The 14765-nt window shown below is 42.9% G+C and carries 13 protein-coding genes; 7 read left to right on the top strand and 6 right to left on the bottom strand.

All coding sequences use genetic code 11. The features are described from left to right. Nucleotide 1: 1 nt before the first annotated feature. From M2470_RS05710 to M2470_RS05695, 4 genes are all read right to left on the bottom strand, one after another. Nucleotides 2–835 (bottom strand): patatin family protein, encoded by an 834-nt coding sequence (locus tag M2470_RS05710; RefSeq protein WP_280744078.1) that lies wholly within the window; start codon nucleotides 833–835, stop codon nucleotides 2–4. A gap of 658 nt (nucleotides 836–1493) precedes the next feature. After that, on the bottom strand, nucleotides 1494–2360 hold the full coding sequence (locus M2470_RS05705; RefSeq protein ID WP_280744077.1) for an AraC family transcriptional regulator: 867 nt from the start codon (nucleotides 2358–2360) through the stop codon (nucleotides 1494–1496). Nucleotides 2361–2559: 199 nt separating this feature from the next. Then, complete coding sequence (locus M2470_RS05700; RefSeq protein ID WP_280744076.1) at nucleotides 2560–3321, bottom strand: TIGR03915 family putative DNA repair protein; 762 nt, start codon at nucleotides 3319–3321, stop codon at nucleotides 2560–2562. 4 nt (nucleotides 3322–3325) lie between these two features. After that, nucleotides 3326–4594 carry a putative DNA modification/repair radical SAM protein gene (locus tag M2470_RS05695; protein ID WP_280744195.1) on the bottom strand — a complete coding sequence of 423 codons (1269 nt, stop codon included), beginning with the start codon at nucleotides 4592–4594 and terminating at the stop codon, nucleotides 3326–3328. A gap of 239 nt (nucleotides 4595–4833) precedes the next feature. On the opposite strand from M2470_RS05695, the gene M2470_RS05690 reads away from it, so the two are divergent. From M2470_RS05690 to nhaA, 5 genes are all read left to right on the top strand, one after another. Beyond that, complete coding sequence (locus tag M2470_RS05690) at nucleotides 4834–5922, top strand: hypothetical protein (RefSeq protein ID WP_280744075.1); 1089 nt, start codon at nucleotides 4834–4836, stop codon at nucleotides 5920–5922. 111 nt (nucleotides 5923–6033) lie between these two features. Then, entirely contained in the window at nucleotides 6034–8874 is a 2841-nt protein-coding gene (uvrA, locus tag M2470_RS05685) for an excinuclease ABC subunit UvrA (RefSeq protein ID WP_280744074.1), read from the top strand. Between the two features lie 20 nt (nucleotides 8875–8894). After that, nucleotides 8895–9113 carry a hypothetical protein gene (locus tag M2470_RS05680; protein WP_280744073.1) on the top strand — a complete coding sequence of 73 codons (219 nt, stop codon included), beginning with the start codon at nucleotides 8895–8897 and terminating at the stop codon, nucleotides 9111–9113. A 3-nt stretch (nucleotides 9114–9116) separates the two neighbouring features. After that, complete coding sequence (locus tag M2470_RS05675) at nucleotides 9117–9719, top strand: YigZ family protein (RefSeq protein WP_280744072.1); 603 nt, start codon at nucleotides 9117–9119, stop codon at nucleotides 9717–9719. A 98-nt stretch (nucleotides 9720–9817) separates the two neighbouring features. Next, nucleotides 9818–11191, top strand: coding sequence for a Na+/H+ antiporter NhaA (gene nhaA / locus M2470_RS05670; RefSeq protein ID WP_280744071.1), 1374 nt, complete (start codon nucleotides 9818–9820; stop codon nucleotides 11189–11191). On the opposite strand, the gene M2470_RS05665 is transcribed toward nhaA, so the two are convergent. Next, nucleotides 11171–11650: a GAF domain-containing protein gene (locus tag M2470_RS05665; protein ID WP_280744070.1), complete on the bottom strand. Its 480-nt coding sequence runs from the start codon at nucleotides 11648–11650 to the stop codon at nucleotides 11171–11173. The two genes, nhaA and M2470_RS05665, sit on opposite strands and share 21 nt — an antisense overlap. Nucleotides 11651–11754: 104 nt before the next feature. On the opposite strand from M2470_RS05665, the gene M2470_RS05660 reads away from it, so the two are divergent. Then, on the top strand, nucleotides 11755–13110 hold the full coding sequence (locus tag M2470_RS05660; protein WP_280744194.1) for an MATE family efflux transporter: 1356 nt from the start codon (nucleotides 11755–11757) through the stop codon (nucleotides 13108–13110). Between the two features lie 37 nt (nucleotides 13111–13147). Next, entirely contained in the window at nucleotides 13148–13771 is a 624-nt protein-coding gene (locus M2470_RS05655; RefSeq protein WP_280744069.1) for a cytidylate kinase-like family protein, read from the top strand. 6 nt (nucleotides 13772–13777) lie between these two features. On the opposite strand, the gene M2470_RS05650 is transcribed toward M2470_RS05655, so the two are convergent. Next, the gene (locus M2470_RS05650; RefSeq protein ID WP_280744068.1) at nucleotides 13778–14746 is read right to left on the bottom strand and encodes a hypothetical protein; all 969 of its coding nucleotides are present in this window, start codon (nucleotides 14744–14746) and stop codon (nucleotides 13778–13780) included. Nucleotides 14747–14765: the final 19 nt, after the last annotated feature.

Genomic DNA, 14765 nt, shown 5'->3' with positions numbered 1-14765 from the left:
CTTATCGAAAAGCCTCCCGGGCACAGGAGTAGCCTTCGTTGTAGAGGGCTGTTAGCTTTGCAGTGTCTTTTTCTGTCCGGTCTACTTCTAAGGGGTTCCGGGGGCGGATTACGGTGATTTTCCCTTCGGATTCTAGTTGTTCTATGTAGTCCAGCACTTCATTATACCTGCGATAGCGGAGGCGTAATTGTTCGCGGATAGCGGGATATTTGCGGTATATGAAAGCGGGTAGCTTGAAGTCTTTGTCTTTTTTCCGGTAGCCTTTATTACGCGTGAGGACAACAACGTTCTGTTCGTATCCGTCAATCATGGCTCTTTGTAACGGAATGGCATCGCAAACACCACCGTCTACCATTGGTACACCGTCTACATAGGTTATCGGGCAAAGAACAGGCATGGAACAGGAAGCACGGGTGATGGCCAGCAGGCGGTCGGGGTCTTTTTTCTCTTCAAAATATTCCGCTTCGCCTGTCAGGCAATTACTTGCTACAATCACAAAGCGGGAGGGTGAACGGAAAAACGTATCATAGTCAAAAGGATAATATTTGTCGGGATAAATATTAAACAGATACTCCATATCAATAATGCCCTTTCCCCTCAGAAAATGCTTCCACCCGATATAGTTATATGTATTCAGCAAGTCGATATTGCTGAAACGGGAACGCCCCCGCTGCCAGGAACCATAAGACAGTCCATTACTGGCACCGGCAGAAACCCCTATCGTATAAGGGAAACGAATCTCATTGTCCATAAAATAATCCAACACACCGGCGGTAAAGACACCTCTCATTCCTCCACCTTCCAACACTAAACCAGTTTGATTACTCACCTTCATCTTTCAACTATTTCCTCCAAAAATAAGTATAGAATTCAAACTATGCAATTTTTTTCGTCTCGCATATAATGAAAAAGGATCACCATATACCATAATTCCAAATTTCATTTTGCTGTTAAAAAAACCTATATTCTTACATATTTCATCAAAATACAAACTACAGCTAACGCTTCTTTTATTCAAAAGCGACAAAAAAATAAAAAATAAAAGATTTTTTAATACATTGGAGCCTGTATTTAACATATATTTAGTAAACATGCCGGCTTTTATCCATTTTATTTGGACGATTTACTAAAATCATCCAAATAAATTCCCCTATTGATCCAAATAATTTCGGAAATTCATCCAAATGATTTTTTAACTATTCCGGCCAACCCACAAATAAACCGACCGAAATATATAAAATAAAGTGTTTTTTAACATAAAAACCACCTCAAAAAGACACTCTTTTTAAAACGACAAAAAGACAGCTTAAGAATGAAGAATGTAGAATAAAGAATGAAGAACACCAGAAAAAGGCACTGTGTGTTTCGCTCTGCACGCTACGAGCTCACAAAGCGATAAAGCTAAACTATCAAATAAAAGCCTTTTTTGCAAGCCATACTGATTTTACGAAATACGGCCTGTAAACAGGGGGTAAATTAACATTTTGACATTTTTACTGCATCCCTCCTCTGTTATAATATTGTTCCCTGAGCTGTCCGGGGGGGACTCCGAATTCTTTCTTGCAATAATCATTCATCTGGGAAGCAGAGGTGAAACCACAATCCTCACTAATCTCTTTCAGAGACTTCATGCTGTGGGTGATCTCGTGCAACAAACGGGCACTGCGCCTCTCCTTCATCCATCGATAAGGGGGCATACCGAATACCTGGCGGAATTCCTTGTCGAAACTAGACAGACTCAGGTGTGCCTTCTCCGCCAACTCCTTCACAGTCTTGACTGTAAGATAATTACGCAACACAAAATAAGTAAAACGAACGTCAGGGCTTAAGACCGGGGCAAAGAGGGAAGTTACTTCACGCCGGGTATAATACAACCTTAAAAGGAGGAAGAATTCTTCCATCTTAAGGTCGAAAACTTCCGGGTAATCCATACCCTTATCCAGGTAAACAACAAGGCTGCGGGCGTATTCCTGCAAAGGGAGTTTCATTTTTAAAGGGGCAAGATTGGTGGGCATATTCACATTCACACCTCCTTTATCCATATCTTCATACAACTCATGTAGCGGCAAGTGTCCACCACCGGACAATTCACGCCCGACATGGAACAACAGCAAACTGCTATCTCGCGTAAATTCCATACGATAATAACTGCCGGGGGGAAGGAATACAAAACTTCCTTCTTCCAATGACAAGGAAGGGTACAGCTCACTGGATAAGACAACAGCGCCGGATAATAACATCACGACCTCACCGTCTTCCGGCGAACTTTCAATATTCTTTCCCTCAACATATTTTATATATTCGATTAAAGGGGCTTCATTCTTTCCATTACCAGGCCGATGACCTCCAAAAAACAGCATAATACACAGATAATTAAGTTGTTTATAAACAGTTTCAAGTTTTCACACTTTTAAGGCTTATCCCTTCAGAGTCCCAAACGGGTTCTTCTATTACTGCAAATATAAGCATTTAGATTTTCATAAAACAAATACATTGTTACTCAATTAGTAATAAGATGTAAAAAATCTCTCATTTTTTTGGAAACCCATGTCTATTTCCTTAGTTCTTTTCGGGGAGGAATTTCCAGTAGCGGCGGGGCATGTGTTGGCGTTGCAGGCGGGGATTGAAACGTTCTTTGATGGTGAGTGCCTGGAAATAGCTTTTCCACATTTTCTGAAAAAGTTTTTCGTCTTTAGCCATAAGTTCTTCATCGAGCTTGCCGGATAGTAGGTGCGTATCGTCGTCAAGGCTTACCTCTTGTGCCGTTTTCAAGTCGTAATAGAAGCCGTATCGCCGCCGGATATCGTAGATCAGCCACTTCTGGTCGGCAAAGCGGTCGGTAAAATAATTCATGGTGAGTGGAAGGGAGTTGAATATAGGCGAAACCGGAGCAAAGAACATATCGTCGGCAGCCTTCTGGAAACGAACGAATTGTATCAGATTCAGCCTTTCTTTGCTTACTTTCTTGGCTATTTTATGTACTTCCAGCACATCATCATCTGTAAAATTGGTACTCACATTGTGAGGCGAATCGATTACTTTCCGGATGTAGCGAAACAAAAGGTCGTCGCTTTCCGGCAGTTCAGACAGCCAGACGTGCATCAGCATGCTGCAAGCCTCTTTGGGGAGTTTCTTCTCCAGGGCTTTCCATACGCGGGACGATTTAGTGGTTTCGGTTATCACCCCATGCTCTTCTTCTGTAAATAAGGGGGAGGGCTCTCCTTCGCCTACCAGTTTCTGAGGGAATACTTTCCGGCTATAGGCATCGAAGATACATGTCAACAAGCCTTCAAACGTTTTATCATACCTGAAAACGATCATCTTGTCAGTCTGGAAAATGGATGGTTAGTTGCCGCTCGTCGAAGCCTTTTTTTGCCGGTTTCTTCACTGCTGTCAGTACCTTGCGTACATATTCCGGACTCGCTTCATTTACGGTAAAAGTAGCCAATTCATGGCAGGTGATAAAGTATTGCGCTTTTTTCATTACCACCCCAATCTTTTTCAGGGCAGAAGAAGTAATCCTGCCATGTCGCCGGGAAGCCACGATTAGTTTGGCCGACTTCACACCTATGCCCGGCACCCTCAATATCATAGAATAGTCTGCCTTATTTACATCTACCGGGAAGGCCTCGGGATGACGCAACGCCCAAGCCAGTTTAGGATCTATTTCCAAATCGAGGTTGGGGAATGCATCGTCTACTATTTCGCTGGCTTTAAATTCATAAAAGCGCATCAGCCAGTCGGCCTGATACAGACGGTTCTCTCTTACCAAAGGGGCTTGTTTCAAGGCCGGAAGACGCGGATCATAAGTATTGACAGGAATATAGCCGGAATAATACACCCTCTTCATGCTGGGGCGCTGATACAAAGCAGTGGATAGCTGAAGAATATCCTTATCGGTTTCATCCGTTGCTCCTACGATCATCTGGGTACTCTGTCCGGCCGGAGCAAAACGCGGAGCATGGCGAAAGCGCATCCGCTCTTCCTTATTCTGCAATACACCCTGCTGAATATAAAACATGGGCTTGTACACGCTCTGGTGATCCTTTTCGGGAGCCAACATCTTAAGGTTGGTCTCCTTGGGAATCTCTACATTCACACTCAGACGGTCGGCATACAATCCGGCTTCATGTACCAGTTCGCTGCTGGCACCGGGAATGCTTTTCATGTGTATATAGCCGTTATAACGATGAACAGTCCGCAAGTCTTTAACCACCCGTACCATCCGCTCCATAGTGTAATCCGGGCTGTTTATTACGCCCGAGCTGAGAAAAAGCCCCTCTATATAGTTCCGGCGATAAAATTCGATGGTAAGATCCACCAATTCATTAACAGTAAGTGTAGCTCGCTTAATGTCGTTACTCCGACGGTTGATGCAGTAAGCACAATCATAGATACAGTAGTTGGTAAGCATAATTTTCAGGAGAGAAACACAGCGTCCGTCCTCTGTAAAACTATGACAAATCCCCCAGCCTTCCGCACTTCCTATCGTACCCGGTTTATTCTTTCGGGTGGTTCCGCTGGAAGCGCATGAAATATCGTACTTAGCTGATTCAGCCAGCACTTTCAGTTTTTCATGTACCTGCTCATTCATCTTTACAAAGAAAGAGAATTCGGATGAGAAAGCAGCAAAAAGATCCTTAAAAAACGGAGTCATAACAAAAGGAGTTTTCAACAGGAGTATATTGTTTTGGTCTAAAGAAAATTAACTTTAGCCTAAGAATAATATTCAAAATATCCATATCTTTAGCGCTCATTTTGTGACAATAATCGTATCTTTGCCCCGTTTTACTGATAAATGTGGCAAACATGTTTAATTAAAAAATGAGAATTATGAAAAAGAACTTTCTATTGTATCTTCTTATGATGGTATTTTCCATCACATTCTTTAGTGCTTGTGGGGATGATGATGATGATCCAAAGGAGCCGGAAACACCTACCAACCCAACCGAAACAACTTGGAAAGATGGACTTGGTACATTTAAAGGAGGAGATAAGGATAATGCGTATGTCCTTAAAATTAACGATGGCGAGCCTGCTCAAACGAAATCCGTTGCCTTGGCTGCCGGAACGGGAGAAAATGCAAAAATAACATTGACAAATGTACTTCCTGATGGCGCAGCTATTGAAATTGATAATGTAGAAATGAAAAAGTCTGACAATACATATTCTTTTGAAACTACAAAAACAGTTGGTACAACGGAAATTAGCGTAAGCGGTAAATTGGAAGGAATCCCTGCTACCAAAGCGAACGCAGCTAAGGAAGCACAAAAAACACTTGCTATTAATGTTAGCCGTAAAATCGTATCTCCGCTGGCCGGAACCTGGAAACTCAACTTTGATCCAACAGGAGGTGACGTTCAGTTCAACGTAAGTACCGGTGATCCTGCTACCGACATGATGATTGGCGCTATGGGTCCTATGTTGGGAGGTATGATGGCTCAAAAGGTAACAGACGTAACAGTTTACTTTAATGAAGACGGTCTGTTCGATGTAAACTGGGTAAAAACAGGCGAAGAAGAAGCTACAGGTATGCCTGATGCTATCAAGGGAATGGTTACCATTAACTACCTTGCATCTGAAAACCAGGTATTCATGGCACTTGACAAGAGCCTTGTATCTCTGTTAGGGATGTTAGACCTGAGCAGCTATGGTCTTGAACTTGAAGACCTGTTGGCGTTATTAGTTGAACAAGGCGATTTCTACCTGTTGCCTATCAACATGGCTATTGAAGAGGATGGTGTATCATTCTATGCTTCAAAAGAACTTCTTGGTGCTGTAGCGCCTATGTTATTACCTATGTTAGGTGGCATCGAACTTCCTGAAGGCATGGAAAATATTGCTACACTTCTTGAAAACTTACCTACCATTATTGAAAATTCCGAAACATTTAATGTGCATTTAGGATTTACAAAGCAATAATGTATCTAAGGATATGAAACTAAAAAGCAGGGAAAAAGTCCCTGCTTTTTTTGTTTTCTTTTGTACCTTTGTGTTTCGCTTTTGGCGGATGTTGAATAGGGTAAAAAGCAAATGATAAAAGATAAAAATGCATTGGAGGGTGGCCTCATCTCGGTATTGGGGGCACGGGTACATAATCTAAAAAATATAGATATTGATATACCGCGTAACAGTCTTACGGTTCTTACGGGAATGAGTGGAAGCGGTAAGTCGTCACTGGCATTTGATACCATCTTTGCCGAAGGGCAACGACGCTATGTAGAGACATTCTCGGCCTATGCGCGACATTTTCTCGGGAACATGGATCGCCCGGATGTAGACAAGATCACAGGACTAAGCCCCGTTATTTCCATTGAGCAGAAAACTACCAACCGGAATCCCCGCTCTACGGTAGGGACTACCACCGAAGTATACGATTTCTTCCGTCTTTTATATGCACGGGCTGGTGAAGCTTACTCCTATCTGACAGGAGAAAAGATGGTAAAATACACCGAAGAACAGGTGTTAAACCTGATTATCGATAAGTATCAGGGCAAGAAGACATACATTCTAGCTCCTTTGGTGCGAAACCGTAAAGGACATTACAAAGAATTATTCGAGCAGGTACGAAAAAAGGGATATCTGAGCGTTCGTGTAGACGGCGAACTACGTGAGATACTGCATGGTATGAAGCTGGATCGCTACAAGAACCACAGTATAGAAGTGGTGATAGACAAATTGGTTATTTCCAAATCGGACGAACGCCGCCTGAAAGAAAGCCTGAAAGTTGCCATGAAGCAAGGAGACGGTCTGATCATGGTATTTGATGCCGACACAAACGAAATCCGCCACTATAGCCGCCGGCTGATGGATCCGAAGACCGGACTGTCGTATAGCGAACCGGCTCCTCATAATTTCTCGTTCAACTCGCCACAGGGAGCCTGTCACAAATGCAAAGGTTTGGGACAAGTAAACCTGCTGGATATAGAGAAAATCGTTCCGAATCCATCATTAAGCATTTATAATGGTGGAATTGTAGCTCTGGGAAAATATAAGAATTCGCTTATTTTCTGGCAGATTGAAGCCATCTGTGAAAAATATGGTGTAACCATCAAAACCCCTATCAAAGATCTGCCCGAAGAAGCCATAGATGACATCATGAACGGTACAGACGAGCGTTTGCAGATAAAGAACGCCTCTCTGGGTAATTCCAATTACTTCCTCTCGTATGAAGGAGTGGCAAAGTACATCATGATGCAACAGGAAAGCGAAGCCTCTGCCTCGGCTCAGAAATGGGCCGGACAGTTTATCAAGATGTCGGCCTGCCCGGAATGTAATGGCCAACGCCTGAATAAAGAAGCCTTGCATTATAAGATTGCTGATAAAAATATCGCTGAGATATCAACCCTGGATATTTCCGAATTATACGAGTGGCTGGAAGGTATAGAGGAACGCTTGGATGAGAAACAACGCCAGATTGCAGTAGAAATACTGAAAGAAATCCGTTCGCGCCTGAAATTTCTGCTGGATGTAGGACTGGAATACCTTTCCATGGGGCGTGCTTCCGCATCATTGTCCGGAGGTGAGAGCCAACGTATCCGACTGGCCACACAAATCGGCAGTCAGCTGGTAAATGTACTCTACATCCTGGATGAACCCAGTATCGGACTGCACCAGCGGGACAATGTACGCCTGATCAACTCACTGAAACAACTACGAGATACAGGTAATTCCGTTATCGTGGTTGAGCATGACAAAGAAATGATGCTGAGTGCCGATTACGTAGTAGACCTGGGTCCCAGAGCCGGACGGCTGGGTGGAGAAATTGTCTTTGCCGGCACACCCGAAGAAATGCTGAAAGCGGACACACTTACCTCGGCCTATCTGAATGGGAAAATGAAAATAGAAATCCCTCCCAAACGCAGGAAAGGAAACGGTAAATATATCACCATCAAAGGAGCCCGGGGAAATAACCTTAAAAAGGTAGACGTTTCTTTCCCTCTCGGACTTTTCTTATGTGTAACAGGAGTATCGGGTAGCGGAAAATCTACCTTGATAAACCAAACGCTTCAACCCATACTAAGCCAGCATTTCTATCGCTCATTGGAAGATCCCCTGCCCTACGACTCGGTAGAGGGAATCAACAATATAGACAAAGTAGTAAATGTAGACCAGTCGCCTATCGGACGTTCTCCCAGAAGTAATCCGGCGACCTATACCGGAGTATTTTCTGATATCAGAAGTTTGTTTGTTGAACTGCCGGAGTCTAAAATACGAGGTTACAAACCCGGACGTTTTTCGTTTAACGTTTCCGGCGGAAGGTGTGAAACCTGCAAAGGAAACGGATATAAGGCTATAGAAATGAACTTCCTGCCGGATGTACTGGTGCCTTGTGAAGAATGTCATGGAAAACGTTATAACAGGGAAACACTGGAAGTCCGTTTCCGTGGAAAATCCATCGCTGAAGTACTGGATATGACAATCAATATGGCTGTTGAGTTCTTCGAGAATGTCCCCACTATTCTGCATAAAATAAAAGTACTGCAAGATGTAGGTTTGGGGTATATCAAACTGGGACAGCCTTCCACTACCCTCTCCGGCGGTGAGAGTCAGCGGGTAAAACTGGCTACCGAACTAGCCAAAAGGGATACCGGCAAAACATTATACATATTGGACGAACCGACCACCGGACTTCACTTTGAGGATATACGGGTATTACTGGGAGTACTGAACAAGCTGGTAGACAAGGGTAATACCGTGATTGTTATAGAACACAACATGGATATCATCAAATCGGCCGATTATCTGATAGATATCGGACCCGTAGGAGGCCGGAAAGGTGGAAATATCCTTTTCACCGGCCCCCCCGAAAAAATGCTTAAAAACACAACAAGCCTCACTTCTCAATTCTTAGCAGAAGAACTGAGAAGTTAATTGAAAAACGAAGTTTTTTTATGAAGAATCCGATAGTAATGATCAAACAATGCATCGAGAAGGAAGAACCTTATTTTGTTCTGAGAGGACAGGATATTTGTGCCCTTCCGGCCATCGAAGCATATTATAACGCAATCAAAGAACAAGTAAAAGACCCTTATTTCATTGAAGAAATAGAGGAGATAATGAAAGACTTCCGAGCCTATCGCGAAGAACAACAAACCCATATACCCGATTAGCAAATGGCCGACGACAGTTACAAGACCATCAAACAAATAGCCGAAGGATATTATACAGAAAAGCGAAGCCGCTTTATCTCGTATGCGATCCCTGTGCAGACAGTGGATGAAGTAAAGGAACTGCTGGAGGCATACCGAAAAAAATACTATGACGCCAGACATATATGCTGGGCTTACATGCTGGGAAGCGAACGAGCCGTTTTTCGTGCCAATGATGACGGCGAACCATCCTCTACTGCCGGAAAGCCCATTCTGGGACAGATCAACTCCAATGAGCTGACAGACATCCTAATACTGGTTGTACGCTATTTCGGAGGTATAGAGCTGGGTACAAGCGGGCTGATTGTTGCATACCGTTCAGCCGCTGCTGATGCCATTGCCAATGCCGAAATAATCGAATGCACGGTAGACGAGGATATAACTGTTATCTTTGAATACCCGCATCTGAACAGCATTATGCGAATCATAAAAGAAGACAATCCTACTATTTTGTCACAACAGTTCGATATGGATTGTAAAATGACTTTACGCATACGAAAAGGAGAAGCTGAGCGACTTAAAACAAGACTTTTAAAAGTAGAAACAGCCTATCTAGAAGAAGAATAAAGCATCGGAAACTGCTTTTATCCTTTTGAAATTCCAGTTTTTTACTTATTTTTGCAAACTATAACCTAGCACGGTTGAAAAAAACACAAGTTAACAGCATGAGTCCGATAAAAGTTATACTTAAACCTATACAACGCCTGGCCACCATGAAGCCTAATGCCAGCTTACTACTGTTTCTGGCAACAATATTAGCCATGGTTCTGGCCAATTCCCCTTGGGCGGGCATATATAATACAATCTTGTCACATCCTATTGATTTCCAGATAGGCAGTCATAGTTTCTTTTCGCATCACGGGGTTCCGATGACTTTGCTTGAATTTGTGAATGATGCCCTGATGGCTCTTTTCTTCTTTGTTATCGGACTGGAAATAAAACAGGAAATATTAATCGGTGAACTATCCTCCATACGAAAAGCCATGTTGCCGATCATTGCTGCCATAGGCGGAATGATCGTTCCGGTACTCGTTTACGTATCTGTCTGTGGCAATGCCCCGGAAGTACGCGGAGCCGCTATCCCTATGGCAACAGATATCGCCTTTGCATTAGCCGTTCTGGGAGCTTTGGGTAAACGAATTCCTTTATCCCTAAGGATATTCCTCACGGCTCTGGCAGTTGTCGACGATATTGGCGGTATCATTGTTATCGGTATTTTCTATAGTTCGGGTATCTCTTTTGAGCCTTTATTACTTTCCATTATCTTCCTGGTATTGTCGTATATAGGCGGAAAGATGCGTATCATAAGTGAAGGCTTTTATTATATTCTGGGGTTTGTGGTCTGGATGCTATTTGTGGAATCAGGTATCCATCCTACCATATCCGGTGTATTGGTAGCCTTTACCATACCGGCTCGTCCGGTGATCAAGCTGGATGAGTTCTCCGAAGAGATGGTAGAATACCTCCAGATGCTAGACTATACAGAGGTAAGACAATCCAACAAAGCCTCTGTTCTCACCTCATCCCAGATACATATCCTGAATAATGTGCATACACTGGCGGACAAGACGATCAGTATGCTTCAAAAGATTATACATAAACTACATCCATTGGTTTATTATGTGATCCTGCCACTCTTTGCCTTTGTCAATGCCGGGGTAACATTCAGCGACATATCACTCACTTCACTGGCGGGTATACCATTGGCTATATTCTTAGGTTTGTTTGTAGGAAAATCAGTGGGTATCTTTACATTCTCCTGGCTGGCCATCCGCCTGCGGTTGGTGGTTGTACCTCCGGGTATTAACAAGAAAAACCTCTTCGGGGTAGCCATGTTGGGAGGAATTGGCTTTACTGTGTCTTTGTTTATCGCCAATCTCTCATTTACCAATCTGCCGGAAATAGGTGCCGACCTGCTGAATCAGGCTAAATTGGGTGTATTTGTCGGATCCTTTGTCTCCGGAATTATCGGGTACCTAATATTGAATATCGTTCAACCCAAGCCGCCCAAAGGACAATCAATCCCGGATATTGATTAAACGGCAGATCGTTTCAAGATATTTTGCATCCGTCTCATCAAAGTTATTGAGCGAGTCGCTGTCTATGTCCAGTACAGCTACCACTTCTTTATCCCTGAACAAGGGAACTACGATCTCTGAGCGGGAGGCCGAATTACAGGCTATATGTCCGGGAAACTGCTCTACATCCGGTACAACAATCGTTTGAGCCTCTTTCCAGGCAGTACCACATACGCCCTTTCCGAATTTAATTCTCGTACAGGCAACAGGTCCCTGAAAAGGAGCCAATACAAGCACTCCGTTTTTCACAACATAAAAGCCCACCCAAAAAAAGTCGAAGGTCCGCTTCAATGCAGCAGCTACATTCGCCATATTAGCCACTACATCCTCCTCTCCGGAGACCAATCCTTCTATCTGCGGAAGCAGAGCCTCATACATCTCCACCTTACTTCCCTGCCCTATCAATAAATTTTCGGCCATAATTCCAAATGTTCAATATAGTCCGCAAAGATAATATTTATGGAATAATTCGTACCTTTGCAGCTGCTTTTAAAAGCCTGCCTAAGGAACAGTACGTTTTTTATATGTCTGATAATAACTCACCTCTTATTTTAGGAACCGAACGTATCAGGAAGTTGCTCATACAATATTCACTTCCTGCTATTATTGCCATGACGGCCTCTTCGCTTTACAATATGGCCGACAGTATCTTTATTGGCCACGGGGTTGGCGCTTTGGGGATTGCCGGATTGGCCTTAACCTTCCCTTTGATGAACCTGGCTGCGGCTTTCGGCTCATTGGTCGGGGTAGGTGCTTCTACATTAGTTTCCGTCAAACTGGGTCAAAAAGATTATGACGGGGCCAACCGTATACTGGGAAATGTATTGGTACTGAATATAGTCATCGGTATTCTTTTTACGCTTATTTGCCTCCCTTTGCTGGACAAGATTCTTTATTTCTTCGGAGCCAGTGAAAATACATTGCCTTATGCACGCGACTATATGCAAATTATCCTGATCGGCAATCTCATCACCCACATGTATCTGGGGCTGAACAGTGTACTTCGTGCTTCTGGTTACCCCAAACTATCGATGTATGCCACGCTAGCATCGGTGGTAATCAACTGTATATTAAACCCGATCTTCATTTTTGGTTTTGGATGGGGAATCAAGGGTTCGGCATGGGCAACGGTTATATCCCAGGTCATATCACTTGTTTGGCAAATAAATCATTTCGTAAATCCGAAACAGATTCTTCATTTCAAAAAAGGCATTTATAAACTGAAAAAAGAGCTGACGTTAAGCATCTTCGCCATCGGATTATCTCCTTTCCTCATGAACTTATGTTCTTCACTTGTTATTATTCTTATCAACAGGGGATTGAAGGAGTATGGAGGCGATATAGCGATTGGAGCCTATGGTATTGTGAACCGGATCATCTTCCTGTTTACAATGGTTATCATGGGTTTGAATCAAGGTATGCAACCCATTGCTGGTTACAATTTTGGAGCCCGCCGCTTTGATCGTGTAACCGAAGTATTGAAGCAAACCATCGGATATGCCGTGGGGGTCGCTTCTTTCGGTTTTCTGATCGCTCACCTGATCCCATCTGTCATCGTCCGTTTGTTTACTACAGACCAGGAGTTGATAGATGCCTCGGTTTATGGCTTGCACATCGTATTTGCACTATTTCCACTGGTAGGTTTTCAGATGGTTACAGTCAACTTCTTCCAGTCTATCGGCATGGCCAGAAAGGCTATATTCCTCTCCCTCACCCGTCAGCTGATATTCCTGATCCCTTTCCTGATCATACTTCCACGCTTTTGGGGAGCTTTTGGCGTATGGGTCAGTTTACCTGCTGCGGATATTGTGTCTGTTACTGTTTCTGCCATTATTTTGTATAAACAATTTAAGAAGTTTAACAGTCTACAATCCATATAAATCGTATTTTAGCATCATTAGATAAAAACAGAACAATATGAACAACATGATATTAAGCATAGGAAGACAGTTTGGTAGCGGCGGACGTATAATAGGAAAAAAACTGGCAGAAGCTTTCGGCATCCCTTATTACGATAAAGAGTTGATTACCCTTGCTGCAAAAGAAAGCGGCTTGTGTCCGGAAGTATTTGAAAAAGCCGACGAAAAAGCATCCGACGGCTTATCTCATGCCTTCTCCCTGGGCCTTTCATACGTAGGAATGTATATGCCATATACAGATATCCTATCCAACGAAGGACTGTTTAAAATACAAAGTGACGCTATCCGCAAATTGGCAGAAACAGAATCCTGTGTTATTGTAGGACGATGCGCCGATTATATCCTTCGCGACCACCCACGCTGCATTAGTTTCTTCATTCATGACAAGCTGGAGAACCGCCTGCAACGCGTAGTAAGCAGACAAGAGATAACCGTAGAACAGGCAAAGGAACTAATCACTAAAACGGACAAGTCTCGTGCTGCCTATTATGATTATTTTACGAACAGAACATGGGGGATGTCTTCTACATACAACCTATCTGTCGATGCCTCCGTATTAGGCATAGATAAAACCGTTGAGTTTATGAAAGACTTTGTAGAACGTAAATTCTCTACCCTCTGAAGTTCGTTATACTCCCAGCGCATTTATATATTCCCGCTGTTTCTGGAAAAACTGAATTCGCTGCATCTCTCCGCTTATTGAGATGAGTGTAGAGTACTTTTTCAACGAATTTACCCACTCTTTCTGATGCTTGAACACCTCCTGGTCGGTGGTAGAAATCCGGTTAATCGAATACAGCCTGATGTGGCTATACTTATAATTATCCGTTTCAATATAGCCATAGGAAGAATCAAAATGAACATTCGAGATATAAATCCGCGCCATATTCCCATTCTTGTAGTGTCCTTTAGTAGCCAATTCTTCCATATAGCTGATCATGGATAACATTTCCTTTTTCAAGACCAGCATCTCCTCTTTCGTCAGCATATTTATATTCATAAAATGCTCAATTTCACGAAGTAAGAAAAGAATCACCGCATCATCTAAAATAAAGGTAGAATGAGCAATATCCTTGCACGTATCCAGGTATCTTTTCAAAATATCCTTCAACTTCTCATTGAAAACCAATCGTGAAAAAGAAAACATACTATTTATCTTTTCATGTTGGTACATCCATTTATACAACAGGAATCTGGAAAGATTGCTATATCCGGCACAAAACACATGAGGAATCACATTAGAGGCTATATACCATCTCGCGTCGGGGTCGTCTTTAACCACCTTAACAATCCTTATAAAATCCTCCATATTAGCACAATATGTATTGATAGGATTGGAATAGTCCATCATATTCAATCCAAACAAAACATTATTCCTCGAACTATTCCCGGAAATTACATCCAGTGATACGCCAAAAGAGTTGGAAATAATAGAAGCCTCCACAAAAGTAAACGGAACTTCCCCCCTAAGTCTCCGATACACAGCCTCTTTACCGATATACAAGGTATTCATCAAGACATGCGCCAGATTAACACCTTTGGGGATTTTAGCCTTCATGGCCTTAATTAGAACATCGTTCAATGTGTCATTTTTCATAGCAAAAACATTTAGATCT

Origin of the sequence: Parabacteroides sp. PH5-46 (assembly GCF_029892785.1) — a bacterium.
Classification (GTDB): Bacteria; Bacteroidota; Bacteroidia; order Bacteroidales; family Tannerellaceae; genus DFXE01.
Note: the sequence above shows the minus strand (reverse complement) of the source record. Positions and strands in the feature narration are given on the sequence as shown.